Consider the following 22,642-nt stretch of genomic DNA (forward strand, 5'->3'; position numbering starts at 1 on the left):
CTCAACGGACGTTGGTTACGGTGCCGGCCATCTGGTCGGCGGCGGTGATGACCTTGGCGTTCATCTCGTAGGAGCGCTGCGCTGCGATCAGCGCCGTGATCTCCTTGACGGGATCGACGTTGGAGGCCTCGAGATAGCCCTGACGCAGCTTGCCGAAGCCGATGCTCGTCGGCGTGCCCTCGGTCGGGTTCCCGGAGGCGACCGTCTCGCGGTAGAGATTGCCGCCGAGCGGCTCGAGGCCGGCATCGTTGGCGAAGTTCACCAGCGTGATCTGGCCGATCTGGCGCGGCTGCACCTCGGCCGGGATCTTGGCGAAGACGAGGCCCGACTCGTTGACAGTGACGTCCACCGCCTCGGCCGGCACGCGGATCGCCGGGTCGAGCAGGTAGCCGTCGGCCGTAACGACGTCACCGTCGGCATTGGTATTGAAGGTGCCGGCGCGGGCATAGAGCGTCTCACCTTCCGGCGCGGTGATCTTGAACCAGCCGCGGCCGTCGATGGCGAGGTCGAGACGGTTACCCGTCTGCGTCATCGCGCCCTGAAGGTGCAGGTTGCGGATGGCTGCGGCGCGCACGCCGAGGCCGAGCGAGGCGCCTTCCGGGATCGAGCCGTCGCCGCCCCGGTTCGGGACGCCGCGCGAGCGCTCGGTCTGGTAGAGCAGATCGGTGAACTCGGGCCGGGCGCGCTTGAACGACGTCGTGTTGATGTTCGCGATGTTGTTCGCGATGACTTCGACGTTGAGCTGCTGCGCGCTCATGCCGGTCGCGGCGATGGCAAGGACCTTCATGGCGGCGTTTCCTTAGATCTGCATCCGGATGAATTCTTGGTAGGCAGAGACGACCTTGTCGCGCATCGCCATGGCGAGCTGCAGCGACTGCTCGGCCGACATCACCGCCTGGACGACGTCCTGCACGGCGGCCTTGCCCTGGACGCCGGCGATCGAAGCCGCCTCGCCCTGCTTCATCGTGTCGAGGAAGTTCTCGGCGACATTGGCGAAGACGGAGCCGAAATCGGCGCCGGGGGTGCCGCCGGCCGCACCGGCCTGTGCGCCGGGATTGGTCAGCGAAGCGCCCAGGCCGGAGAGACCCTGGGTGACACCCTGGGCTGCACGGCTCGCGATGGGCGAGAGAGCGGAAATGGCGTTCAGCATCAGCCGTTCCTCAGTAGGTCGATCGTCATGGCTTGCATCGAGCGCGCCTGCTTGATCATCTGCAGGTTCGCCTCATAGGAGCGGTTGGCCTCGCGCATGTCGGCCATCTCCAGCAGCATCGAGACGTTGGGCATCTTGACGAAGCCCTTGGCGTCGGCGGCCGGATGGTTCGGGTCATATTCGAGGCGGAAGGGGGCGCGGTCGACGCCGACGCCCTTGACCTGCACGAGTTTGGAGCCCGAGGCCTGGTCGATGGCGCTCGCGAAGGTCACCGTCTTGCGGCGATAGGGATCGGAGCCAGGCGTCTGGCCCGTCGACTGGGCGTTGGCCAGGTTCTCCGAGACGACCCGCACGCGGGTCGACTGGGCATGAAGGCCCGCGCCAGCGATACGAAGCGAAGAGTCAATAGGGTCAATCATCGATGATCCTCGGCTATACTTCAGCAGAAAGGCTTTACTCAGCCCTTCATCGCTATCGTCATCATGCGATGGAAGCTTTTCACGATGTTCGTCGTGAGCGAGTAGTTGCGGTTGATGTCGCCGGCCTTGAGCATCTCCTGCTCGACGCTCACCGAATTGCCGGAATGCACCGTCGACCAGCTCTCGGACTTCCGCTGCTTCGTCGTCATGCTCTCGGTCGGCGCCACGCTGATGTGGCCGGGCGTCGGCGAGGCCATAGACAGATGCGTCTTGTTGACGACCGCATCGAACGGCTCGATGTCGATGGCCGAGTAGCGCGGCGTATTGGCGTTCGCGATATTCTGCGAAACGGCGTTCTGGCGCACGGCGAGCCAGTTCGCCTTCTTGGCCGCCAGATCGAAAAGATGAATTGGCTCCACAGGAAGCCTCCAAATCGTTGCAATGCAACACTAGGAGGAGTGTCTTGCGCGAAGCTGTCGTCAGCAATTATCCAGAATAAATTGCCGCGAATTGAGCATATATGCTTAGATATGACTATAAAACTGCGGGCGACGGTTTGTCAAACCTGTCGCCCAGCGGTCAACAATTCGATCAGGCGATCGTGTAGCCGAGGTAGCGCTTGGACTGGACGGGGTCGTAGCCGAGCCGCTCGCGCAGCTTCTTGCGCAGCTTGCTGACATGGCTTTCGACCACGGCCTCGTCGACCTCGGCATCGAACAGGCCGTAGACCTCGTTGAATACCTGGGTCTTGGTGACCCAACGGCCGCGGCTGCGGACAAGGAATTCGAGGATGCGGCGCTCGCGGCGCGGCAGCGACATCACGTCACCACCGACATCGGGATCGCGGCCGTCGAAATAGACCTTGATGTCGCCCAGCGAGATCTCGTCGTCGCCGGAGCGGCGCTTGTCGGTGCGGCGCTGCATGGCGTTGACGCGCGCCAGAATCTCGCGGACGTGAACCGGCTTGCGAACGACGTCGTCGACGCCGGCGGCAAAGAGTTCCAAAGTCTTCTCGAGATTGGAAGCCTCGTTCATCGCAATGACCGGGGCCTGGGAACGGCGGCGGATCATCATCGGGAAGCTGACGCGTTCCTGGCACTCACCGATGAGGAAGGCCTTGACGTTGTTGAGGTGATCGGCGGGTGAATCCTCCACCCATTCCTGGAAACCTGAAGGCGTGAAGCCAATCGAGGGCACGCCTTCGCCATTGAACAGGGCCCTGTAACCTTCGGTGACCATGGCCCGGTCGTCGATCACAATATACATTGCACCCCCACGCAAACTCGTCTTCCCAAAAACACCGGGAAGCAATTTCACGCTATGAACCGGTATCGTCTTCGTCAACGAGATAATGACGCGCCGCAACATAGGTTTCAGACGACGGAAATCGCGAATAAAGTCCGATTTATATATTTATTTGATTACATTAACCTTTTATTAGGCGGCCTTAATTTCCCTAAACACCGATTAATGACAAGTTACCAGATCAAAGCGGCGATCTGAATCTTTCAATGTCGTCAACTTGGTCCCGACGCCCGAGGATTTGTTCTGAAATGAGGGCAAGGTTCCGGAAACCATCGCCGGCGCATCGGCCCTCGCAGCCACAGTGAATTCCGCGAATATCGCATCGCGATGTCGAGCTGAACTATTCTGCCCCACGCTTCCCGGATGACCTTGCCGCTTTCCTTTCCGCGCTGACGACCGACAGCAGCGGCGGCAATATCCGCCTGCATTTAATAGGAGTTCCGCCCCAAGTTCTGGCGCCCGACACACGAGATTCCGCGCAAGCATTTGATTCAAATTATCTTTGATTGACTGCGACAGCTTCGCACAAGCCAGTCGATATCGAATGCGCTCAAAGATTTCGTCTCGGAGATAGGCAATGAGCATTTTCGGAATCATGCGTACCGGCGTGTCCGGCATGGCCGCACAAGGCAACAAGCTCGGCGCAGTCGCCGACAACATCGCCAACGTGAATACCGTCGGATACAAGCGCGCCTCGACCGAATTCTCGTCGCTGATCTCCGAAGGCAACCACAGCGAATACAATTCCGGCGGCGTCGACACGCAGATCCGCTACGCGATCAGCGACGAGGGCCTCATCATGGGCTCGAGCTTCTCGACCAGCCTCGCGATCCGCGGCAACGGCTTCTTCGTCGTCTCCGACGCGGGCGGCACGAACTTCATGACCCGCGCCGGCAACTTCGTCCTGGACGGCAACAAGGACATGGTCAACGCGGCCGGCTTCTACCTGATGGGCTACCCGCTGAAGAACGGCGATCCGAGCGTCGTGGCCAACAGCCTCGACGGCATGGAGCGGGTGAACATGGGCAAGATCTCGTATCAGGCCAACCCGACGGTGAGCGGCACGATCAAGGGCGTGCTGGACTCCAACAGCGCCATCGTACCGGCCGCCACCCTGCCCTCCGCCAACGTCGCGGGCAGCACCTATTCGAGCAAGTCGTCGATCGTGACCTACGACAACCTCGGCAACAAGAAGATGCTCGACGTCTACATGGCGAAGACCGCCACGGCCCCCGACACCTGGCAGGCCGTGGTGTTCGACCAGTCGACGGCGGCAGCCGGCGGCGGCTTCCCCTATACCGGCGGCCCGCTCGCAACCCAGGTGCTGGCCTTCAACGGCGTCGGCGAGCTGACCACCGCCCCCGCCACGTTCAACGTCAACATTCCCGGCGGCGCCACAGCGACCATCGACTTCAGCGAAGTCTCGCAGGTGGCAACCGGTGAGACGGCGCTCGAGCTCGCGGTCGACGGCAACGCGCCCTCGGCGGTCGAGGACATGGAGATCGCCGGCGACGGCACGGTCTACGCCATCTTCGAGAACGGCGCGCGTCTCGCGACCTATCGCATCCCGCTCGCCAACGTGCCGAGCCCGGACCAGCTCACCCCTGGGGCGGGCAACGTCTATTCGGTCAGCCAGCTCTCGGGCGACGTCATCGTCGGCTTCCCGGAGACCGGCAGCCTCGGCAGCATCAAGGGCGGGGCGCTCGAGCAGTCGAACGTCGACCTCGCGACCGAACTCACCGCAATGATCGAATCTCAGCGCAGCTACACCGCGAACTCCAAGACCTTCCAGACCGGGTCCGAGCTTCTCGACGTGCTGGTCAACCTGAAGCGCTGACGCCGCCCTATACGCCAGCGAGGATGCTACCATGAGCCTTTCGTCAGCCCTGAACGTCGCACAGTCGTCCCTGTCGGCAACCTCGCTGCAGTCTTCCATCGTCTCGCGCAACGTCGCCGGCGCGAGCGACCCGAATTTCGGCCGCAAAGCCGGCCTGCAGATCACGACCTATGGTGGTGCGGTCAAGATCGCCTCGATCGGCCGCGCCATGGACGCCGTCCTTTTCGCGGGCAAGATCGCCGCGACCTCGGCGGCGACCTCCCAGCAGGCGATCGTGGACGGGCTCGACCAGCTCGAGAACACGGTCAACGACCCCGAGCTCAACCAGTCGCTCGCGGCAAAGCTCGGCGCGCTGACCAACGCGCTGCAGCAATACGGCGTGACGCCCGACGATCCGCTGCTGGCGCAGGAAGTCCTGACCCGCGCGCACGATATCGCCACGTCGCTCAACCAGGCCAGCGCCGCGATCAGCGAGGTGCGCAAGCAGGCGGACGCGGACATGACGGAGAGCGTCGGCCACGTCAACAGCCTGCTCGCCGAGTTCGAGACGAACAACGCCGACATCATCAAGGGCACCAAGGCCGGCCGCGACATCACGGACCTGCTGGACACCCGGGAGCGCATCCTCTCCCAGCTTTCGGAGGAGATGGGGATCAGCACGTCGACGCGCGGCGACAACGACATGGTGATCTACACCGATAGCGGCGTCACCCTGTTCGAAACCGTGCCGCGCAGCGTCACCATGGCGCCGAGCTTCGCGCTCGGCCCCGGCAGCGTCGGCGCCTCCGTCTTCGTCGACGGCGTGCCGGTCACCGGTGCAAGCAACGGCGCGATCATGCCGATCAAGTCCGGCAAGATCTACGGCTCCTCGGTGATCCGCGACGACGTCGCGGTGACCTATCAACGCCAGGTCGACGAAATCGCCCGCGGGCTGATCGAGGTCTTCGCCGAGACCGACCAGACGGCCGTTCCGCCGGCCGTGCCGACAAAGCTGGCGGGCCTGTTCACGACCGGCACGGCGGCGATGCTGCCGAGCGGTGTCGCGGTGAACGGCATCGCCGCGGCCATCCGCGTCAATCCAGCCGCCGACCCGACGCAGGGCGGCAACCTCGACAGGATCCGCGACGGCGGCCTCGCCGGCGCCGCCTATGTCTACAACACGACGGGCGAGGCCGGCTTCTCGGACCGCATCCAGGGGATGCTGGACGAGTTGAACGCCCAGCGCAATTTCGACCCGAGCGCGAAGGCCGACCCCAGCAACAGCCTGGCCGGCTTCGCCAGCTCCTCCGTCGGCTGGCTGGAGGCGGAGCGCCAGACCGCGACGACGACGCTGGGATACTCGGCCGCGCTGCTGCAGCGCACGACCGAGTCCCTGTCGAACGCCATGGGCGTCAACATCGATGAGGAGATGACGCTGATGATGGAGCTCGAGCGCTCCTACGCCGCGTCGTCCAACCTGATCTCCACGATCGACCGGATGCTGGAGTCTCTGCTCCAGGCTGTGAGGTAAGCCATGAAGACCACCTTCGTTTCGACCTCCGCCATCGCCAACACGCTTCGCGCGACCACCCTGAAGGCTCAGGAGCTGCTGATCGGCGCGAACAAGGAGATGACGACCGCCCGCTTCGCCGATATCGGCGTCAGCATCGGCTCGCGCACCGGCCTCACGGTCAATGTCCGCAGCCAGTACGAGCGCATCGAGGGCATCCTCGACACGAACGGCCTGATCTCGCAGCGGCTCGACACCTCCCAGGAGGCGCTGGGCAGCATGCTGACCGTGGCGCAGAACTTCATGGCCACGCTGCTCGCCGTCCGCAACGGAGAGAAGGGGGCCGACGTTCTGGTCACCGAGGCGACGCATGGCCTGCAGACGATGACCGGCGCGGCGAATACCGCGGTGGGCAACCAGTTCGTCTTCGGCGGCATCAACACGCAGCAACAGCCGATGACGAACTTCTTCGGAACGCCGGCCCCGACCAGCAAGACCAACATCGACACCGCCTTCGCCGCCGCCTTCCCCATCGGCACCTACCCAACGACGGCCGACATCCCGGCGGCCGCCCTGACGACCTTCCTGCAGGGCACCTTCAACGCCGAGTTCACCGACCCGAACTGGGGAACGAACTGGTCGAACGCCAGCAGCCGGAACCTGACCGGCCGGATCTCGCCCAACGAGGTCATGACCGTCTCGACCAACACCAACGAGACCTTCATGCGGGACCTGGCCAAGGCCTACACGATGATCGTCAGCCTGCCGACCGCGGATCTGAGCCAGAACACCTATGAAGCACTTGTCGGCGAGGCGCTGACGACCGTCAGCGGCGCCATCCAGGGGCTGATCAAGCAACAGGCCCAGCTCGGCTCCGCCCAGTCGCGCGTTTCGACGGCGAGCGACCGGCTGAGCATCCAGCGCGACATCCTGGCCAAGCAGATCAACGGGCTGGAGGGCGTCGATCCCTATGAGGCGAAGCTGCGCGTCGACCAGCTCACGACCCAGATCGAGACGTCCTACGCGCTGACCGCACGGTTCCAGACCCTCAGCATCCTCAACTACATCCGGTGAGCCTCGGCTGACCGCCAGAGCATTTTCGAGCGAAGTCGACACCGGTTCGCGCGAAGAGAATGCGGAAGAACAAGTAGACCAAGAAAGCTGGAGAAGCAGAATGTATCACAGCTCGTATCTCGCGGTGGCCGAAGACGACTTCGCCCAGGCGCGCGCGCATGAATGGCGCGCGCTCAACCAGGCGGTCACCCTGCTTGAGGAAGCCCGCCCCACCGGCGCGGCATCGAGCGAGACGATCGCGGCCGTTCTCTTCCTGAGGCGGCTCTGGACGCTCCTGATCCAGGACCTCGGCAGCGAGGACAACGCGTTGCCGCAGGCCATGCGGGCCTCCCTGATCTCGATTGGCCTCTTCGCGCTGCGTCAGGGCGAGATGCTGCGGCTCGGCCAGTCGGACGATTTCGACTCGGTCATCGACATCAACAAGATGATCCGGGACAGCCTGGCGTGACACCGACGCAGGAAACCACCAAGGGAACCGTCATGAAAAAGGCGATGAGCCTGTCCCTTCGCGCCAATGAAAAGATCTACATCAACGGCGCGATCCTGAAATTCCCGCACAAGGTCACGCTCGAGATCCTGAACGATGCGACGTTCCTGCTCGAGACCCATGTGATCCAGCCGGAACAGACGACGACGCCGCTCAGGCAGATCTACTTCGTCATCCAGACGATGCTGATGGACCCGGGCAGCGCGGGCATGACCAGGCTGCTGTTCGAGCGCATGCTGGCCTCCACCGCCAGCAGCTTCGAGGATGCCGAGGTGCTCGGCGGGCTCAACCATATCGACAAGCTGATCGGCGAAGACCGCTACTACGAGGCGCTCAAGCAGCTTCGTGGCCTGTTTTCGGTCGAGGCTGGCATCCTCGCAAGCTCCGGGCAGGCTTTGGGGGCTAAGCTCTCGAACATGCCGCCCGAAATGGCGATGCCGGCGATGCGCTCCGCGTCGACGGTTCTCGCTCCGCGCGCGGCCTGAAGCATCGATCGGCCCGAACGACTTCCGTTCGACCGGTCACGGCCGAACGGAAAGCGCAGGAGCCGATCATGGACGTCAGCAGCACCTCAGGCACGAGCGCCTACAGCGCCAACACCAACACTTCCACCACCACCGGTGGAACCACCATGGGCGACTACAACACGTTCCTTCAGCTCCTGATCGCCCAGGCCAAGAACCAGGACCCGACCAACCCGACGGACCCGTCGCAATACGTCCAGCAGTTCGCCGCGCTCTCGCAGGTCGAACAGACGGTCACGACCAATGCCAAGTTGGACGAGGTCCTCGGCGGCCTGGTGGCGATCTATTCCGCCATCTCCAAGCCCGAAACTCCCACCCAGACCTGAGCTCCACGCCCATGAACGAGGCGGATGCTCTCGACATCATGCGTGATGCCACCTGGGCGATCATTGTCGGCTGCGGGCCGGCGGTGCTCGCCGCCATGGTGATCGGCATCTTCATCGCGCTGATGCAGGCCCTGACGCAGGTGCAGGAAGCGACCCTCACCTTCGTGCCGAAGATCGTCGTGATCTTCGTCGTGATGGCGGCGACCGGCTCCTTCACCGGCGCGCATCTCTACGCTTTCACCGAGCGCGTCTACTCGCGCATCGAACGCGGCTTCTGAGCGCCCGGCGCTCGGAAGCCAAAGCATTTTTCGCCAAGACCTTCCTTTCGCGAAGACCTCCCCCAGGGACAGGAACCAGGCCAGCATGGCGACCCAGAACGTCATATCGGCGGGCAAATCTCCGGAGATGCCCAGCAGCAGGCGCGATATCGGCTTCGCCGTCGGCATCATCGCCATCATCATGGTGCTGTTCCTGCCGATCCCCGCCTTCGTCATCGACATGGGGCTCGCGCTCTCGATCGCGCTGTCCGTGCTGATCCTGATGGTGGCGCTCTGGATCCAGAAGCCGCTCGAATTCTCATCCTTCCCGACCGTGCTGCTGATCGCGACGATCCTGCGCCTGGCGCTCAACGTCGCGACGACGCGCGTCATCCTCTCGCATGGCAACGAGGGTTCTCACGCGGCCGGCTACATCATCGACGGCTTCGCGCGCATCGTCATCGCCGGCGACTTCGTCATCGGCCTGATCGTCTTCATCATCCTGGTGACGGTGAACTTCATCGTCATCACCAAGGGCGCGACCCGTATCGCCGAGGTCGGCGCCCGCTTCACCCTCGACGCCATCCCCGGCAAGCAGATGGCGATCGACGCCGACCTTTCGGCCGGCCTGATCGACGCGGGCGAGGCCCAGCGCCGGCGCGGCGAGCTGGAGGAGGAAAGCTCCTTCTTCGGCTCGATGGACGGCGCCTCGAAATTCGTGCGCGGCGACGCGATCGCCGGCCTGATCATCACCGCCGTCAACATCCTGGGCGGCATCATCATCGGCGTCACGCGCCATGGCATGTCGCTCGGCCAGGCGTCGGACGTCTTCGTGAAGCTCGCGGTCGGCGACGGCCTGGTCACGCAGATCCCGGCGCTGATCGTCTCGCTGGCCGCGGGCCTGCTGGTCTCCAAGGGCGGCACGCGCGGCTCGGCCGAGCAGGCTATCCTGAACCAGCTGGGGCATTATCCGCGCGCCCTCTTCGTCGCCTCCTTCCTGATGTTCATCCTGGCCCTCGTGCCGGGGCTGCCGCTCATGCCCTTTGCCCTGCTCGGCGGAATGATGGCGTTCATCGGCTACACCATCCCGAAGAAGATCGCCGAGCGCGAGGCCGCCGCAGAGGAGCAGCGCGCCGTGGAGGCCGAAGAGAAGGCCCTTCTGACGCCCCCGGACACGATCAAGGAATCGCTGAAGAGCGCCGAGATCGAGCTGCTGCTCGGCAAGCAATTGGCCGCCGAGATGCTGAACGTCCATGGCGAGCTCGCGCACCGCGTCAGCAAGATGCGCAAGAAGTTCGCGATGGAGTACGGCTTCGTCGTTCCCGAGATCAAGCTGTCGGACAGCCTGAAGCTGCCGCCCAAGGCCTATGAGTTCCGTGTCCACGGCACCGTCGTCGCCACGGGCGAGATGCGGCCGGGCAGCGTGCTCGTCGTCACCGGGGACGGCCGTGTGCCGGACCTGCCGGGCGAGGAGGTGCGCGAGCCCGCCTTCGGCATGAAGGCGATGTGGGTCTCGGAAAGCTACGTCAACGAAGTCCGCCGCGAGGGGCTGCAGCCGGTCGACCGCCTGTCGGTGCTGCTGACCCATCTCAGCGAGACGATCCGCAAGAACCTCGGTCAGCTCCTGTCCTACAAGGACATGCGCATCCTGCTCGACCGGCTCGGCCCCGAATACAAGAAGCTGCTTGAGGAGATCTGCCCGCAGCACATGTCGCTGTCGAGCCTGCAGGCGGTGCTGCGCCTGTTGCTGGCGGAGCGGGTCTCGATCCGCAACCTGCACCTCATCCTCGAGGTCATCGCCGAGATCGCGCCGCATGTGCGCCGCGCCGAGCAGATCGTCGAGCATGTGCGGATGCGCATGGCCCAGCAGATCTGCGGCGACCTGACCGAGGGTGGCAAGCTCAACGTGCTCCGGCTCGGCAACCGCTGGGACCTCGCCTTCCACGAGAGCCTGAAGCGCGACGCCAAGGGCGATGTCATCGAATTCGACATCGACCCGCGCCTGATCGAGGAGTTCGCGGGCGAGGCGACGACGGCGATCCGCAGCCGCATGGACAAGGCGCAGAGCTTCGTGCTGGTTACCAGCCCGGATGCGCGGCCTTACGTACGGATGATCGTCGAGCGCATCTTCCCCGCGCTTCCTGTGATGTCACATGTGGAGATCGCGCGCGGGCTGGAGGTGAACCAGCTGGGCACCATCTCGTGATGCCCATCAACTCCGACGTGCTGCTGCAGACCTTCCTGGTCTTCTGCCGCGTCGGAGCCTGCCTGATGCTGATGCCGGGCTTCTCGAGCCCGCGCGTGCCGCAGCAGATCCGCCTGCTGATCGCGCTTTCCGCGACGCTGGCGCTGACGCCCTTCGTGCTGCCGGCCTTCGCCAACATGGCGCCCAATCCGGGCCCGGCGACGCTGCTGCGCATGATCGTGACCGAAACTTTGACGGGCTCGCTGATCGCGCTGATGGCCCGCTTCTTCTTCCTGGCGCTGCAGATGATGGCGACCGCCATGGCGGCCGCGTCGGGGCTCGGCCAGATGCCGGGCCTGCCCATCGACGAAGCCGAGTCGTCAGGCCCCTTCGTCACGCTGGTGACGCTCACCGCCTCGACGCTGATGTTCGTGACCGACCAGCATGGGGAGGTGATCCGGGCGCTCGCCGGCTCCTATACGCGGATAGCGCCCGGCACGGCCTTCGAGCCCCAGGCCGGGCTGATCCAGCTCGCGGACCGCATCTCCGACACCTTCTTCCTGGCGCTGCGGATCGGCAGCCCCTTCATGATCTATGCGGTGATCGTCAACCTCGCGGTCGGCCTGATGAACAAGCTCGTCCCGCAGATCCCGGTCTATTTCGTCTCTCTGCCCTTCGTCATCGCCGGCGGCCTGATGCTGTTCTACTTCACGGGTGCGGAATCGCTGCGCCTGTTCATCACCGCCTTCTCCTCCTGGCTCGCGAACGGCTGAGCGCTGATGGACCCCCGCCGCCTCAAATCGATCGAAAGGATGCTCGCGATCCAGTCGCGCATCCGCGGCCTCGCCGAATGGCGGCAAAAGGCGATCGAGCAGAAGGCCGTGGCAGCAAAGGATGAATCGCGCGCGCTGGTGGCCTCGCTGAACGGCGACGGCCCCATGGAAGGGCTCTTCGCCGACATGACCGCGAAGCGGCTCCACCGCGTCACGCTCTCGATCTCGGAGCTGGAGACCGCCGCCGCCGAGCAGGCCAGGCGCGTCATGGCCGAGACCGGCCGCGAGAAGCGCACGGAGCGCCTCGTCGACCGGCTGCGCAAGGTCAAGCTGCGGGCCGACCAGGACGGCGCGCTCTCCGAGATCATGGACAGCGTCGAGGCCAGGCGCGCGGCAAGCCTCGAATAAGCCTGGAGTGTCAGGCTGTCGCCACGAGATCAGCGACCCAGGAAGATCACATGGCTATCTCCCCGCCGTCCGATATCGTCCTCGACGTCGTGCGCGCAGCCGATCCCACCCGCTCCACGACCGCCTATGATCGGCTGGCCCGCATGGCCATGCCGGGCTCGGCGGGCGCGCAGTTCGCCAACGCTTTCACGGATGCCACGACAGCGCCGGGGCTTGCGGATGCGCGCGCGCGGTTCGCCAGCCTTGGCCCGCTCAATCCCGCCGCGGCCGCCAAGGCCACCGTGCCGCCGCAGACCGAGAAGTCGCTGCGGCAGTTCGAGGCGCAGGTCATCTCCACCTTCATCGAGCAGATGATGCCGAAGTCGGAGGAGAACAAGAACACCTATGGCGGCGGCCTCTCCGGCGACGTCTGGCGCTCCCAGCTCGCCGAGAAGATTGCGGGCGAGATCTCCAAATCCGGCGGGTTCGGCATCCGCGAGAAGATCCAGGCGGCCATCGTCTCCCGCGCCGGTGCCGTGCCGCCGGGCGACGGAACGGCCGCGGCGCAGAAGGTCCTCGACCGGACGCTTGCCGGCGCCAATTCCCGCGACGCGGCCGTGCCGCTCGCTGCGGAACGCCAGTTCCTGAACATCATTAAGCCCGGCGTCGCCGCCGGCGCCCTCCGAAACTCCAGCACACCGCGAGCGTGACGCAGCATGAGCGACGAATTTCTTGAAGGCGCGGCCACCGCCGCGAACCAGGCCGGGCTGCCGATGGTTATCGAGCCCGATCAGGAGATCCTGATCGCCCGCGAGGACGACCGCCAGATCGAGGGCGACCATCCGACCGGCGCTTCGCGCGCGATGTGGTCGGTGCTCGACAAGCTCGAGCAGACGCTCGACCATGAGAACACGCAGCTCGCGACGATGCGTGCCGCCGATTTCGACCGGCTGAACGAGACCAAGAGCCGTCTCCTGCTGGATGCGAGCCGTGCCGCGCGGGCGCTGCGCGAGGAGATCACCGATGTGCGCCTGATGGCGCGGCTGGAGACGCTGCGCCTGAAGCTGGAGCAGAATCGCCTCGCCATCGGGATGCATCTCGAAGCGGTTCGCGAGATCGCCGCCGCGATGACGAGCACGCTGATCGATGCCGAGTCCGACGGGACCTACAATGCCTGGTCCGGCGCACAGCTCGCCACCGCCGCGGCGGGCAAGGCCCGGCCGGCATGACGACTCTGCGGCTCCTGATGCTCGGCGTCTGGGTCTGCGCCGTGACGCTGGTCTCCGGCCACTTCGCGCTGACCTGGCGCGCTGCGACGCCGCCGTCAACCGAGACGCCGCTGCTCGAGGGCATCGACTACGAGGAGACCGAGATCCTGCATGTGCCGATCCTCGTCGACGGCCAGGTGCAGGGCTATGTCGCGGCGCAGTTCGTCTTCACGGCCGATGCCCGCGCGCTGCGCCAGATGACGGTGAAACCGCACCCTTATGTCCGCGACGAGGCGCTGCGCACGATCTATTCGAACACGAAGGTCGACTTCACCAAGCTGGAGCGCATCGACATCGACGGGCTGCTCAAGACCATCCGCACGAACGTCAACACCCGCTTCGGCGGCGAGTTCATCAAGGACCTGATGGTCAAGGAGTTCAACTACGTCCGCAAGGAACAGCTGCGGAGCTGAGTGCGCCGCCGGCCGATCCGGCCTGGCACATCATGGACCGATGCAAAAAGGGGCTGCTTTCGGCAGCCCCTTTTTTGATTCCTGTCGGCGTAGCTCCGGAGTGCCGACGATCCCGGCCTAGCCCTGCTGCTGCAACGCGCTCGCCAGATCCTGGAAGGCGTCGGCGCTGAGTGCGGCGGTCATGTCCTGGTGCAGCGCCTCGTAGATGCGCGGCACGAGCGCGATCGCCTTGTCGAGCTCGACATCGGCGCCGGGCTGGTAACCGCCCATGAGTCGCAAATCCCGCGTGTCCTCGAAGCGGGCGACGAGCCCCTTCATCCGCATGGCGAGGCCGCGCTGCTCCGGGGTCCAGACGTGGTGCGCGAGACGCGAGACCGAGGCGAGCACGTTGACGGCGGGATAGCGACCCTGGTCGGCGATGGCGCGGTCGAGCACCAAATGCCCGTCGAGCGTACCGCGGATCGAATCCGCGACGGGATCGTTGTGGTCGTCGCCATCGATCAGGACGGAGAAGATGCCGGTGATCGAGCCGGTGCCCTCAATGCCCGGGCCGGCGCGCTCCAGGAGCTTCGGCAACGTGCTGAAGACGCTGGGCGTATAGCCGCGCGCGACGGCAGGCTCGCCGGCCGCGAGCGCGACGTCCCGCGCCGCATGGGCGAGACGCGTCACCGAGTCGACGATCAGCAGGACGTCCTCGCCCTGGTCGCGGAAATACTCGGCCACCGCCATCGCGGTATTCGGGGCGAGGCGGCGCATCATCGCGCTTTCGTCGCTGGTCGAGACGACGGCGACCGCATTGGCGCGCATCTCGCCCAGCGTGTCGTCGAGGAATTCGCGCACTTCGCGGCCGCGCTCGCCGACCAGCCCGAGCACGATGGTGCTGAAGCCCGGCGCGCGCGCCAGCATCGCCAGCAGCGTCGACTTGCCGACGCCCGAACCGGCGAAGATGCCGATGCGCTGTCCGGCGCAGAGCGGCGTGAACAGGTCGACGACCTTGACGCCGGTGCGCAGCGGGCGGCTGACACGGCCGCGGCGCATGGCTTCCGGTGGAGCGCCATCGGCGGGCATCTCGCGGTCACCGGGCATCAGCGGACCACCTTCGTCGATCGGATCTCCGAAGGCGTTGATGACGCGGCCCTTCCAGCTCTGGGCGGGGCGCAGCGTCATCGGCCCGGCGACGCTGGCGCGCGCGCCCAGGCCGACGCCGACCGTGGTGGAAAAGGGCTTGACCAGCACGCCGTCGCGGTCGATGCGGATCGCCTCGCCGAGCTCCTCGCGGCCATTGGTCGAAAGCGCGATGCGCTCGCCGAGACGCACGAAGCGCGACAGGCCGCCGACGCGGATCGCCGCCGGCGTCACCTCCGAAACGGAGCCGCTGACCGAGACGAGGTCATTCTCCTGCGGGCCGCCGGCCAGGGCCTGTTCGAGACGTTCAAGCGCGTTCATCGCGATCCTCTAGCAGTGAGGGTCGACTTGCACCGAAGACGCGAAGCCGGATCGGGGCGCATGCTACGGCGGCAAGGCTTAAGGGCGGGTTGCCGCGCCTCAGCTCGTCTCGCCGAGGGTGCGGATCGCGCCTTCGACGGCTTTCTCGCCCTTCTCGATCGCGTTGGCCGCGCTTTCGAAGGTGCGGGTCACCATGATCAGCTTGCTCATCTCGCGGATCGGGTTGACGTTGGAGCCCTCGATATGGCCCTGACGCACGCCATTTGAGACGAAATCGAGGATAGGCGTCGGCGCGCGGTCCGGAATGACCCCCGAATTGTCGTAGCGCTGCAGCTTGGCTCCGGGGTCGACCGAGAACAGGCCGATGGCGCCGACCTGCTGGTTGCCCTGCCAGATCATGCCGTCACGGGCGATGACCGGCGGGCCGCCTTCGGGATCGAGCTGCATCGGCGCACCGCCTGCGTCGAGCACCGCATGGCCGGCGACCGAAAGAAGCTGGCCCTGGGCCGACATGGAGAAGCGCCCGTCGCGGGTAAAGACTCGGCCGGCCGGCGTGTTGAGGGAGAACCAGCCGTCGCCCTCGACGGCGACGTCGAGCGGATTGCCCGTTTTCTCGATGCCGCCCTGGGTGCGGCTGATGAAGCTCTCGCCTTCCGTCGCGAAGTTCACGGCGTCCGTGCCCTTCTTCGACAGGAAGGTCGAGAACTTGATCTCCTCGGCTCGGTAGCCGGTGGTGTTCATGTTCGCCACGTTGCGGGCGAGCGTCTCCATGCGCCGCTCCAAAGCGAGCTGGGACGACAGGCCGACATAAATGGAAGGCTGCATGCTCAAAGGCCTCCGAGGCGGAGTTTCTGAAGACTGGCCATGATGTCCACGCCGACGCCGACCGGCGCGGACTGGAACATCAAGAGAGTGGGGCTCGAACTCACGCCCGAGGTGGCGTCGGCCATGGCGGCGAAGCGGGTCAGGAATTTCTGAACCTTGGCCGGATCCTGGAAATCCTTGAAATCGAAACGGTCCGAGTAAATCTTCGCCTGCCTGTCGATATCCACCTGGCTCAGCGACTCCGGCAGGCCGAGCGCGGTCTGAAAGACCTTGAGCAGCGCCGGGTCGGCCATGACCTGATAGGCAGTCTTGATCCCGGACGCCTTGCGCTCGAAATACAGCGCGAGCCGGACGTTCTCGTTGCTGACGCCCTCCTCCTGCTCGAGCTGCTGGCGGGTGTATTTCTCGATCGTCGCCTCGGCCTGTTCTGCACGGGCGCCGGCGACGTAGCGATCGACCACCCCCTGCATCGCGGCCTTGTCGCTGGTCGCCTTGATGTTCTTGCCGGCGTAGTCGAAGGCCTTCAGGAATTCGCGGAAGTTCTTGTCGATCGCCGGATCGGCGAAGCGGAGAGGGGAAGCCTTGCCGAGGTGCAGCGCCGCGGTGATCGCCTCCTTCTCCTTGGGCGTGTCGGCGATCGACTCGAGCCCGAAGGCCTTGATCGCATAGTCGAACATCCGTTCGCCGCTGGTATGGGTGAAGGCCGTGACTGTCTTCACCTGGGAGATGTTCTTCTGGAAATAGGTGGTTTCCGCCGACTCGCTCGAAAAGTCGAAGGCGGCAGCGAAATCCTTGTAGCGCTGGTCCGACATGCGGTTGGCGAAGGAGTTCGTATCCTTCACGCCCCCCGCCAGCACCTTCTTCATCAGCGCCTTGGCATAGGCCATGTCGCCCAATCCATAAGCCTCGACGGCATAACGGTAGAGCCTGTCGTCCTTCATGAAGTCATCGAGGTTCTTCACCTTGCCGATGTTCTTCTCGAAATAGGCGGTCTCGCTGGCCACCATGGGCCGCGCCGCCGTGCGCTCCAGCGACTTCGTCATGTTCCGCGTCACCATCTGGTAGGCGGTCATCGTCGAGATCATGGGAACCTCCATGCGGCTGCCAGGCCCGGCGCGACGCTCCCGAAATGGAGCCGCGATGCCTTCTGACTCGTCGCGCGCAGGCTCGCGCCCGAGGCTTGCGCGGACCTGACCTTCCGGCACCCCTCGTCGATTCAGCCTCACGCAAGCCATCGCCGCTATCGCTTGGAACAGGTTCGCGAAAAGGAGCGGCGCCTTGAGCGTAGTACTCGGATTATTGATAGCAGCCGTCTCGCTGCTGGGCGGCTTTGCCGCGATGGGCGGGCACCTCGCCGTCCTGTGGCAGCCTTGGGAGCTGGTGATCATCCTGGGCACGGCGGTCGGCACCTTCGTCATCGCCAACCCGATAAAGGTGATCGGCGATACCGGCGTCGCCCTGAAGGAAGCCTTCCTCAACGCGACGCCGAAGCAGTCCCACTACTTCGAGCTGCTCGGCGTGCTCTATGCGCTGATGCGCGAGCTGCGGAACAAGGGGCGCGCCGAAGTCGAGCAGCACATCGAGACGCCTTATGAGTCGACGCTGTTCGCGAATTTCCCGAGCGTCCTGGCCGATCGCGGGCTGACCACCTTCATCTGCGACTATTTCCGGCTGATCATCGTCGGCAAGGCACAGGCACATGAGATCGACGCCCTCCTCGACGAGGAGATCTCGAGCCAGATCCAGGACGACATGAAGCCCTATTATGCGATGGGCATGCTCGCCGAGGGCCTGCCGGCGCTCGGCATCGTCGCCGCCGTGCTTGGCGTCGTGAAGGCCATGGGCGCCATCGACCAGTCGCCGGCGCTCCTCGGCGGCTATATCGGCGCGGCGCTGGTCGGCACCTTCGCCGGCATCTTCTTCGCCTATGCGGTGTTCGGGCCCATCGCGCAGAAGATCAAGGTGACACGCGAGAAGCGCAACCGGGTCTACATCGTGGTGAAGCAGACGTTGCTCGCCTTCATCAACGGCGCCGCCCCGCAGGTCGCGCTCGAGTTCGGCCGCAAGGTGATCTCGGCCGCTGAAAGGCCGTCGATCGACGAGGTCGAGGACAAGGCGATCAGCGGCTCGAACCAGCGCCAGTCCGACAATGCCAGCGCCGTGAAGGAAGCTGCCTGATATGACCGCCGCTGCTCAAGCAATCCGCGAGGACAAGCTCCTCGACTCGACGGGCATCTCGATCGATCGCCTGCCGATGCTGCGGATGGTGTTCGACCGCCTCGCCACCGGCTGCGCCGACGCCGCCCGCCAAATGTCGACCTCGCCGACCTATTTCTCCGTCGGCGGCGTCCAGAGCCAGCGCATCGGCGACGCGCTCGACGCTTATGGCGACAACACGCTGGCCGGCATCTTCCATGCGCCCGAATGGGACGCTCGCATCCTGATCGGCGTCGATCGCGACTTCGTCTTCACGATGAGCGAGATGCTGTTCGGAGCCGACGGCAGCGAGCCGGCGTTCAAGCACGAGCCCTCCTTTCCCGAGGACGAGCGGCCCTACACGAACATCGAGATCCAGGTCGCCCAGGCGATGTGCGAGCTGGCCGCCAAGAACCTGCAGAGCGCCTTCGCCCCGGTCTGCGACGTGACCTTCACGTTCGAGCGGATGGAGACGCGGATGTATTTCGCGACCATCGGCAGCCGCAACAACCTCGCCGTCAAGGCTCACATGCTGGTCCAGGGCCTCGATAGCTCCGGGCAGATGTTCATCGTGATCCCGCAGACGGCTCTGAACCCGATCCGCCAGAATCTCGCCCGGGTGCTCTCGGGCAATACCTCGGCCCGCGACCCGCGCTGGTCCAAGCAGATCAAGACCGAGGTGCACAAGACCGAGGTCAAGCTGCGCGCGATCCTCGAGGAGCGGCCGATGACGCTGGGCGACATCTGCAACCTGAAGATCGGGCAGGTGATCGAGCTGCAGGCCTCGCCGCGCTCGCAGGTCCAGCTCCAGTGCAACGACGAAACCGTCTTCTGGTGCCAGCTCGGCCAGCGCGACGGCTCCTATGTCCTGCGTGTGCAGGACAGTGCCAGCCATGAACAGGAGTTCTTCGATGACCTACTATCTCGGTGAAGCCGTCCTCTTCGTCGCGCTGGTGCTGACGACCCTTCAGGCTCTGCGCATGCGCCGCGAATTGCGGCAGGTGCGGGCCTACCAGACGGAATACCACGCAGCGCTGGGCAAGACGGAAGCCGCCCTCGGCGCAATCCAGCAGACGATCCGCGAGCTCCAGACCAACGGGCGCGAAGTGATCGAAGAGCTCGGCCAGCGCATCGATGCTGGCAAACGCCTGGTCGACGAGATCAAGGCGAGCCGTCCCGCCGCAGACGCCGCGCAGGCCCAGAGCCGCCGGCGCCGGGCCGCCTGAACGCCCCAAGCGATAAAATCCTTTGCAGGAGAGCCTGATGACGAATTCGTCCAAGACCATGCAGCCTTCCGATCTGGCCGTTGAGGAAGTCTCCTCCCCCCTCGAGGCCGGGATCACCGCCGCTGCAGCCGCCGAAGCCTCCGCCACCGGCGAGCCGCTCAATCTCGACGCCGTGATGCGCATCCCGGTCACGATCCAGGTCGTTCTCGGCAGCGCCAGCATGCAGGTCGCCAACCTGATGAAGCTGCGTCGCGGCGCCGTCGTGCCGCTTGACCACCGTGTCGGCGAGCCGGTCGACGTCGTGGTCAACGGCCGCGTCGTGGCGCGCGGAGAGGTCGTGGTCGTCGAGGACGACAACAGCCGCTTCGGCGTGTCCCTGACCGAGATCGTCGGCGTCCAGAGCAAGTTCGAGGACTGACATGGATCCGATGACGGCACTCGCGAAGGAGATGAAGGCGCCCGCCACGGCCGCCTCCCTCGCCGCGTCTCAGCAGATGGGAGGCATCGACAAGGCTGCCGCCCTGATGCTGGCCATGGGCAAGCCGATGGCCAGCCGCATGCTCAAGCATTTCGAGAGCGGCGAGATCCGCGTGCTGATGCGCCGCGCCGCCGAGCTCGGCCGGGTTCCGCCCGAGTCGCTGACGGCGCTGGTCAACGAATTCAGCCAGCAGTTCGCCCATGGGGCCAACCTGGTCGGCACGCCGCGCGAAGTGCAGAAGCTGCTCGCCGGCGTCCTCTCGAACGACGAGATCAGCGAGATCATCGGCGAGGCGGAGGAATCCGTCACCAGCTCGATCTGGGACCGCTGCTCGATGATGCCGGAGAGCGTGATGGCGAACTATCTCGCCAAGGAGCATCCGCAGACCGCCGCCTATATCCTGTCGAAGCTGAAGCCGGCCTCCTCCTCCCGCGTCATGGCGCAGATGCCGGCCGAGCAGCGCCACGCGCTCATGCGCCGGATGCTGAACCTGAAGCCAGTGGCGGAGAAGGCGGGCACGCTCGTCGAGAAGGTGCTCTACGAAGGCTTCACCCAGAACTTCGCCCGCAACAAGGGCGCCGACACTCATGCCCGCATGGCCGACATCCTCAACAAGATGGACGTGCGCGACATGGAGGCGGCCCTCAACAGCCTGCAGGAAGAGCGGCCGGAGACGGCGGAGATGCTGAAGGGCCTGCTCTTCACCTTCGACGACATCGTCAAGCTCTCGGCCCGCGACCGGATGGCGATCTTCGACCAGGTGCCGTCCGACAGGCTCGTGCTGGCACTGAAGGGCACCGAGGTGCAGTTCCGCGAGCAGATCCTGTCCTCGCTGGCCGCCCGTGCGCGCCGCATCGTCCAGCAGGAGCTGGACGGCGGCGAGCCGGCCCTGCAGCGCGACGTCGTCGAGGCCCGCCGCGCGATCACCGACATCGCGCTCGACATGGCGAGCCGCGGCGAGGTCGAGCTCAATCCGCAGCGCGACGAAGGCGCCTACTTCCAGTGAGGCCGTGACGCGTGTCCGATCAGGATCAGGAAAGCAAAACAGAAGAACCGTCCGAAAAGAAGATTCGGGACGCCGTGGAGAAGGGCAACACGCCCTCCTCCAAGGAAGCCCCGATCTTCGCCAGCATCGCGGCTGCCCTGATCGCCGGGGTGTTCCTGGTGCGCGGCGGGGCGGGCGACATGGCCCGGCTTCTGGGGAGCTTTCTGGGAGATCCCTCGGATTTCGACATCTCGACCAGCGCCAATGTGACGACGCTGCTCTTGCACACCTTGATGCGGATCGGCGTCTTCCTCGGCCCGGTTCTGCTGCTCTTCATGGTGTTCGGCCTCGGCGCCTCCTTCCTGCAGCATCCGCCCCAGCTCGCGCTCGAGCGGATCACGCCGCAGTGGTCGCGCCTCTCGCCTGCGAAGGGCCTCAAGCGGATCTTCGGAGTCGAGGGCCTCGTACAATTCGGCAAATCGCTGGGCAAACTCGCCGCCATCGCGGGGGCGGTCTGGCTGATCCTCAAATCGGACAAGGACACGGTGGTCACAGCGATGCTGCAGGATCCGAGCACCATACCCGAGCTGATCCTCTCCATTGCGCTGCGGCTGCTTTCTGCGGCCTGCGTCGCGACGATCGTGATCGTCGCCGCCGACCTCGTCTGGACGCAGAAGTCCTGGCGCCGGTCGCTGCGGATGACGAAGCAGGAGCTCAAGGAGGAGCACAAGCAGGCCGAGGGCGACCCGATCCTCAAGTCGCGCCGGCTGTCGCTGGCCCGCGACCGGGCCCGCAGCCGGATGATGGCCGCGGTGCCGCGCGCCACGATGGTCGTCGCCAACCCGACGCACTTCGCCGTCGCGCTGCGCTATGTGCAGGAGGAAGGCGGCGCGCCGATCGTGCTGGCCAAGGGCACAGACCTGATCGCGCTGAAGATCCGCGAGATCGCCGAGGCCAACGACATCCCGGTGATCGAGGATCGCCAGCTCGCCCGCTCGCTGCACGCCAGCGTGCAGATCGACCAGATGATCCCGCCGGAATTCTACAAGGTCGTGGCCGAGCTGCTCTGCATGGTCTACGCCCGCAAGGCGGCGTGACGGTTCGGACCGATCGGCTCCAGGACCTCCAAGGGGCGCGCCAGCGCCCCTTCCACACGACCAAGGCGCGAAACGCGCCGGTCAGGATGGTGCCCGAACGGGCCGGACAGCCAAAAAGTTAAGAAAAGCGGCAGACCCGGAGAATGCCGCGACCGATGGTAAGCCTCGCGTAAGATTCGAGGCGGTACTCCTCGCGTCATGGCGGAGCGACCGGACGGGTTTTCGTCCCCCGCGTCGTAGGCATGATGCCGGTCCGCCATCCCGGTTTTAATCCGGAATGTTCCCGACAATCCCTTTTCAGGAATGAGGAACATACTATGGGTTCGTCCCTTCTCACCAACTCCGCCGCGATGACTGCCCTGCAGACGCTGACGGCCACCAACAAGCGTCTCGACACCACGCAGAACCGCATCTCGACCGGCCTGCGTGTCTCCACCGCGACGGACAACGCCGCCTACTGGTCGATCGCCACGACCATGAAGTCGGACAACAAGG

General features: G+C 65.2%; 28 protein-coding genes. 20 read left to right on the forward strand and 8 right to left on the reverse strand.

Annotation, left to right across the window (positions count from 1 at the left end; genetic code table 11):
• Position 1: 1 nt before the first annotated feature.
• The 5 genes from flgG to BoBH3_RS08160 form a co-directional block, all read right to left on the reverse strand.
• Complete coding sequence (gene flgG / locus BoBH3_RS08140) at positions 2-787, reverse strand: flagellar basal-body rod protein FlgG (RefSeq protein ID WP_262330263.1); 786 nt, start codon at positions 785-787, stop codon at positions 2-4.
• A 12-nt stretch (positions 788-799) separates the two neighbouring features.
• Positions 800-1,150 carry a flagellar hook-basal body complex protein FliE gene (fliE, locus tag BoBH3_RS08145; protein ID WP_262330264.1) on the reverse strand — a complete coding sequence of 117 codons (351 nt, stop codon included), beginning with the start codon at positions 1,148-1,150 and terminating at the stop codon, positions 800-802.
• Entirely contained in the window at positions 1,150-1,569 is a 420-nt protein-coding gene (flgC, locus tag BoBH3_RS08150; RefSeq protein ID WP_262330265.1) for a flagellar basal body rod protein FlgC, read from the reverse strand. Before flgC ends, fliE begins: the two co-directional genes overlap by 1 nt.
• Before the next feature lie 38 nt (positions 1,570-1,607).
• On the reverse strand, positions 1,608-1,988 hold the full coding sequence (flgB, locus tag BoBH3_RS08155; RefSeq protein ID WP_262330266.1) for a flagellar basal body rod protein FlgB: 381 nt from the start codon (positions 1,986-1,988) through the stop codon (positions 1,608-1,610).
• Between the two features lie 172 nt (positions 1,989-2,160).
• The gene (locus tag BoBH3_RS08160) at positions 2,161-2,937 is read right to left on the reverse strand and encodes a winged helix-turn-helix domain-containing protein (RefSeq protein ID WP_316045090.1); all 777 of its coding nucleotides are present in this window, start codon (positions 2,935-2,937) and stop codon (positions 2,161-2,163) included.
• A 514-nt stretch (positions 2,938-3,451) separates the two neighbouring features.
• Here BoBH3_RS08160 and BoBH3_RS08165 point away from each other — a divergent pair.
• The 13 genes from BoBH3_RS08165 (at position 3,452) to BoBH3_RS08225 (ending at position 13,894) form a co-directional block, all read left to right on the forward strand.
• Complete coding sequence (locus tag BoBH3_RS08165; protein ID WP_262330267.1) at positions 3,452-4,711, forward strand: flagellar hook protein FlgE; 1,260 nt, start codon at positions 3,452-3,454, stop codon at positions 4,709-4,711.
• Positions 4,712-4,742: 31 nt separating this feature from the next.
• Positions 4,743-6,221 carry a flagellar hook-associated protein FlgK gene (flgK, locus tag BoBH3_RS08170; protein ID WP_262330268.1) on the forward strand — a complete coding sequence of 493 codons (1,479 nt, stop codon included), beginning with the start codon at positions 4,743-4,745 and terminating at the stop codon, positions 6,219-6,221.
• Between the two features lie 3 nt (positions 6,222-6,224).
• Positions 6,225-7,274 carry a flagellar hook-associated family protein gene (locus BoBH3_RS08175; RefSeq protein WP_262330269.1) on the forward strand — a complete coding sequence of 350 codons (1,050 nt, stop codon included), beginning with the start codon at positions 6,225-6,227 and terminating at the stop codon, positions 7,272-7,274.
• Between the two features lie 100 nt (positions 7,275-7,374).
• Positions 7,375-7,722, forward strand: coding sequence for a flagellar biosynthesis regulator FlaF (gene flaF, locus BoBH3_RS08180; RefSeq protein WP_262330270.1), 348 nt, complete (start codon positions 7,375-7,377; stop codon positions 7,720-7,722).
• A gap of 44 nt (positions 7,723-7,766) precedes the next feature.
• The gene (gene flbT, locus BoBH3_RS08185; RefSeq protein ID WP_262330271.1) at positions 7,767-8,246 is read left to right on the forward strand and encodes a flagellar biosynthesis repressor FlbT; all 480 of its coding nucleotides are present in this window, start codon (positions 7,767-7,769) and stop codon (positions 8,244-8,246) included.
• Positions 8,247-8,314: 68 nt separating this feature from the next.
• Positions 8,315-8,611 (forward strand): flagellar hook capping FlgD N-terminal domain-containing protein, encoded by a 297-nt coding sequence (locus tag BoBH3_RS08190; RefSeq protein ID WP_262330272.1) that lies wholly within the window; start codon positions 8,315-8,317, stop codon positions 8,609-8,611.
• 11 nt (positions 8,612-8,622) lie between these two features.
• Positions 8,623-8,889 carry a flagellar biosynthesis protein FliQ gene (gene fliQ / locus BoBH3_RS08195; protein WP_262330273.1) on the forward strand — a complete coding sequence of 89 codons (267 nt, stop codon included), beginning with the start codon at positions 8,623-8,625 and terminating at the stop codon, positions 8,887-8,889.
• Positions 8,890-8,974: 85 nt separating this feature from the next.
• Positions 8,975-11,074 carry a flagellar biosynthesis protein FlhA gene (gene flhA, locus BoBH3_RS08200; RefSeq protein WP_262330274.1) on the forward strand — a complete coding sequence of 700 codons (2,100 nt, stop codon included), beginning with the start codon at positions 8,975-8,977 and terminating at the stop codon, positions 11,072-11,074.
• Positions 11,074-11,826, forward strand: coding sequence for a flagellar biosynthesis protein FliR (fliR, locus tag BoBH3_RS08205; protein ID WP_262330275.1), 753 nt, complete (start codon positions 11,074-11,076; stop codon positions 11,824-11,826). The genes flhA and fliR overlap by 1 nt, the downstream gene beginning before the upstream one ends.
• A 6-nt stretch (positions 11,827-11,832) precedes the next feature.
• Complete coding sequence (locus BoBH3_RS08210) at positions 11,833-12,234, forward strand: hypothetical protein (RefSeq protein WP_262330276.1); 402 nt, start codon at positions 11,833-11,835, stop codon at positions 12,232-12,234.
• Between the two features lie 50 nt (positions 12,235-12,284).
• The gene (locus BoBH3_RS08215) at positions 12,285-12,923 is read left to right on the forward strand and encodes a hypothetical protein (protein ID WP_262330277.1); all 639 of its coding nucleotides are present in this window, start codon (positions 12,285-12,287) and stop codon (positions 12,921-12,923) included.
• Between the two features lie 6 nt (positions 12,924-12,929).
• Complete coding sequence (locus tag BoBH3_RS08220; RefSeq protein ID WP_262330278.1) at positions 12,930-13,442, forward strand: hypothetical protein; 513 nt, start codon at positions 12,930-12,932, stop codon at positions 13,440-13,442.
• Positions 13,439-13,894, forward strand: a complete 456-nt coding sequence (locus BoBH3_RS08225) for a hypothetical protein (RefSeq protein ID WP_262330279.1) — start codon at positions 13,439-13,441, stop codon at positions 13,892-13,894. Before BoBH3_RS08220 ends, BoBH3_RS08225 begins: the two co-directional genes overlap by 4 nt.
• Positions 13,895-14,011: 117 nt before the next feature.
• Here the strand turns inward: BoBH3_RS08225 and fliI are convergent, their stop codons facing one another.
• The 3 genes from fliI to BoBH3_RS08240 form a co-directional block, all read right to left on the reverse strand.
• The gene (gene fliI, locus BoBH3_RS08230) at positions 14,012-15,340 is read right to left on the reverse strand and encodes a flagellar protein export ATPase FliI (RefSeq protein WP_262330280.1); all 1,329 of its coding nucleotides are present in this window, start codon (positions 15,338-15,340) and stop codon (positions 14,012-14,014) included.
• A 99-nt stretch (positions 15,341-15,439) separates the two neighbouring features.
• Positions 15,440-16,165, reverse strand: coding sequence for a flagellar basal-body rod protein FlgF (gene flgF / locus BoBH3_RS08235; RefSeq protein ID WP_262330281.1), 726 nt, complete (start codon positions 16,163-16,165; stop codon positions 15,440-15,442).
• A gap of 2 nt (positions 16,166-16,167) precedes the next feature.
• Complete coding sequence (locus BoBH3_RS08240) at positions 16,168-17,250, reverse strand: DUF1217 domain-containing protein (RefSeq protein ID WP_262330282.1); 1,083 nt, start codon at positions 17,248-17,250, stop codon at positions 16,168-16,170.
• 193 nt (positions 17,251-17,443) lie between these two features.
• Between BoBH3_RS08240 and motA the strand changes: the two genes are divergently transcribed.
• The 7 genes from motA to BoBH3_RS08275 form a co-directional block, all read left to right on the forward strand.
• Entirely contained in the window at positions 17,444-18,343 is a 900-nt protein-coding gene (gene motA / locus BoBH3_RS08245; protein ID WP_262330283.1) for a flagellar motor stator protein MotA, read from the forward strand.
• A 1-nt stretch (position 18,344) separates the two neighbouring features.
• Positions 18,345-19,292: a flagellar motor switch protein FliM gene (locus tag BoBH3_RS08250; RefSeq protein WP_262330284.1), complete on the forward strand. Its 948-nt coding sequence runs from the start codon at positions 18,345-18,347 to the stop codon at positions 19,290-19,292.
• Complete coding sequence (locus BoBH3_RS08255; RefSeq protein ID WP_262330285.1) at positions 19,273-19,587, forward strand: hypothetical protein; 315 nt, start codon at positions 19,273-19,275, stop codon at positions 19,585-19,587. The genes BoBH3_RS08250 and BoBH3_RS08255 overlap by 20 nt, the downstream gene beginning before the upstream one ends.
• A 37-nt stretch (positions 19,588-19,624) precedes the next feature.
• On the forward strand, positions 19,625-20,005 hold the full coding sequence (fliN, locus tag BoBH3_RS08260) for a flagellar motor switch protein FliN (protein ID WP_262330286.1): 381 nt from the start codon (positions 19,625-19,627) through the stop codon (positions 20,003-20,005).
• 1 nt (position 20,006) lies between these two features.
• Positions 20,007-21,071: a flagellar motor switch protein FliG gene (locus tag BoBH3_RS08265; RefSeq protein ID WP_316045091.1), complete on the forward strand. Its 1,065-nt coding sequence runs from the start codon at positions 20,007-20,009 to the stop codon at positions 21,069-21,071.
• An 11-nt stretch (positions 21,072-21,082) separates the two neighbouring features.
• Positions 21,083-22,147 carry a flagellar biosynthesis protein FlhB gene (flhB, locus tag BoBH3_RS08270; protein ID WP_262330287.1) on the forward strand — a complete coding sequence of 355 codons (1,065 nt, stop codon included), beginning with the start codon at positions 21,083-21,085 and terminating at the stop codon, positions 22,145-22,147.
• A 350-nt stretch (positions 22,148-22,497) separates the two neighbouring features.
• On the forward strand, positions 22,498-22,642 hold a 145-nt coding region (locus tag BoBH3_RS08275), incomplete at its 3' end, for a flagellin N-terminal helical domain-containing protein (RefSeq protein WP_465247128.1).

Origin of the sequence: Allobosea sp. BH3 (genome assembly GCF_025499465.1) — a bacterium.
Taxonomy (GTDB): Bacteria; Pseudomonadota; Alphaproteobacteria; order Rhizobiales; family Beijerinckiaceae; genus Allobosea.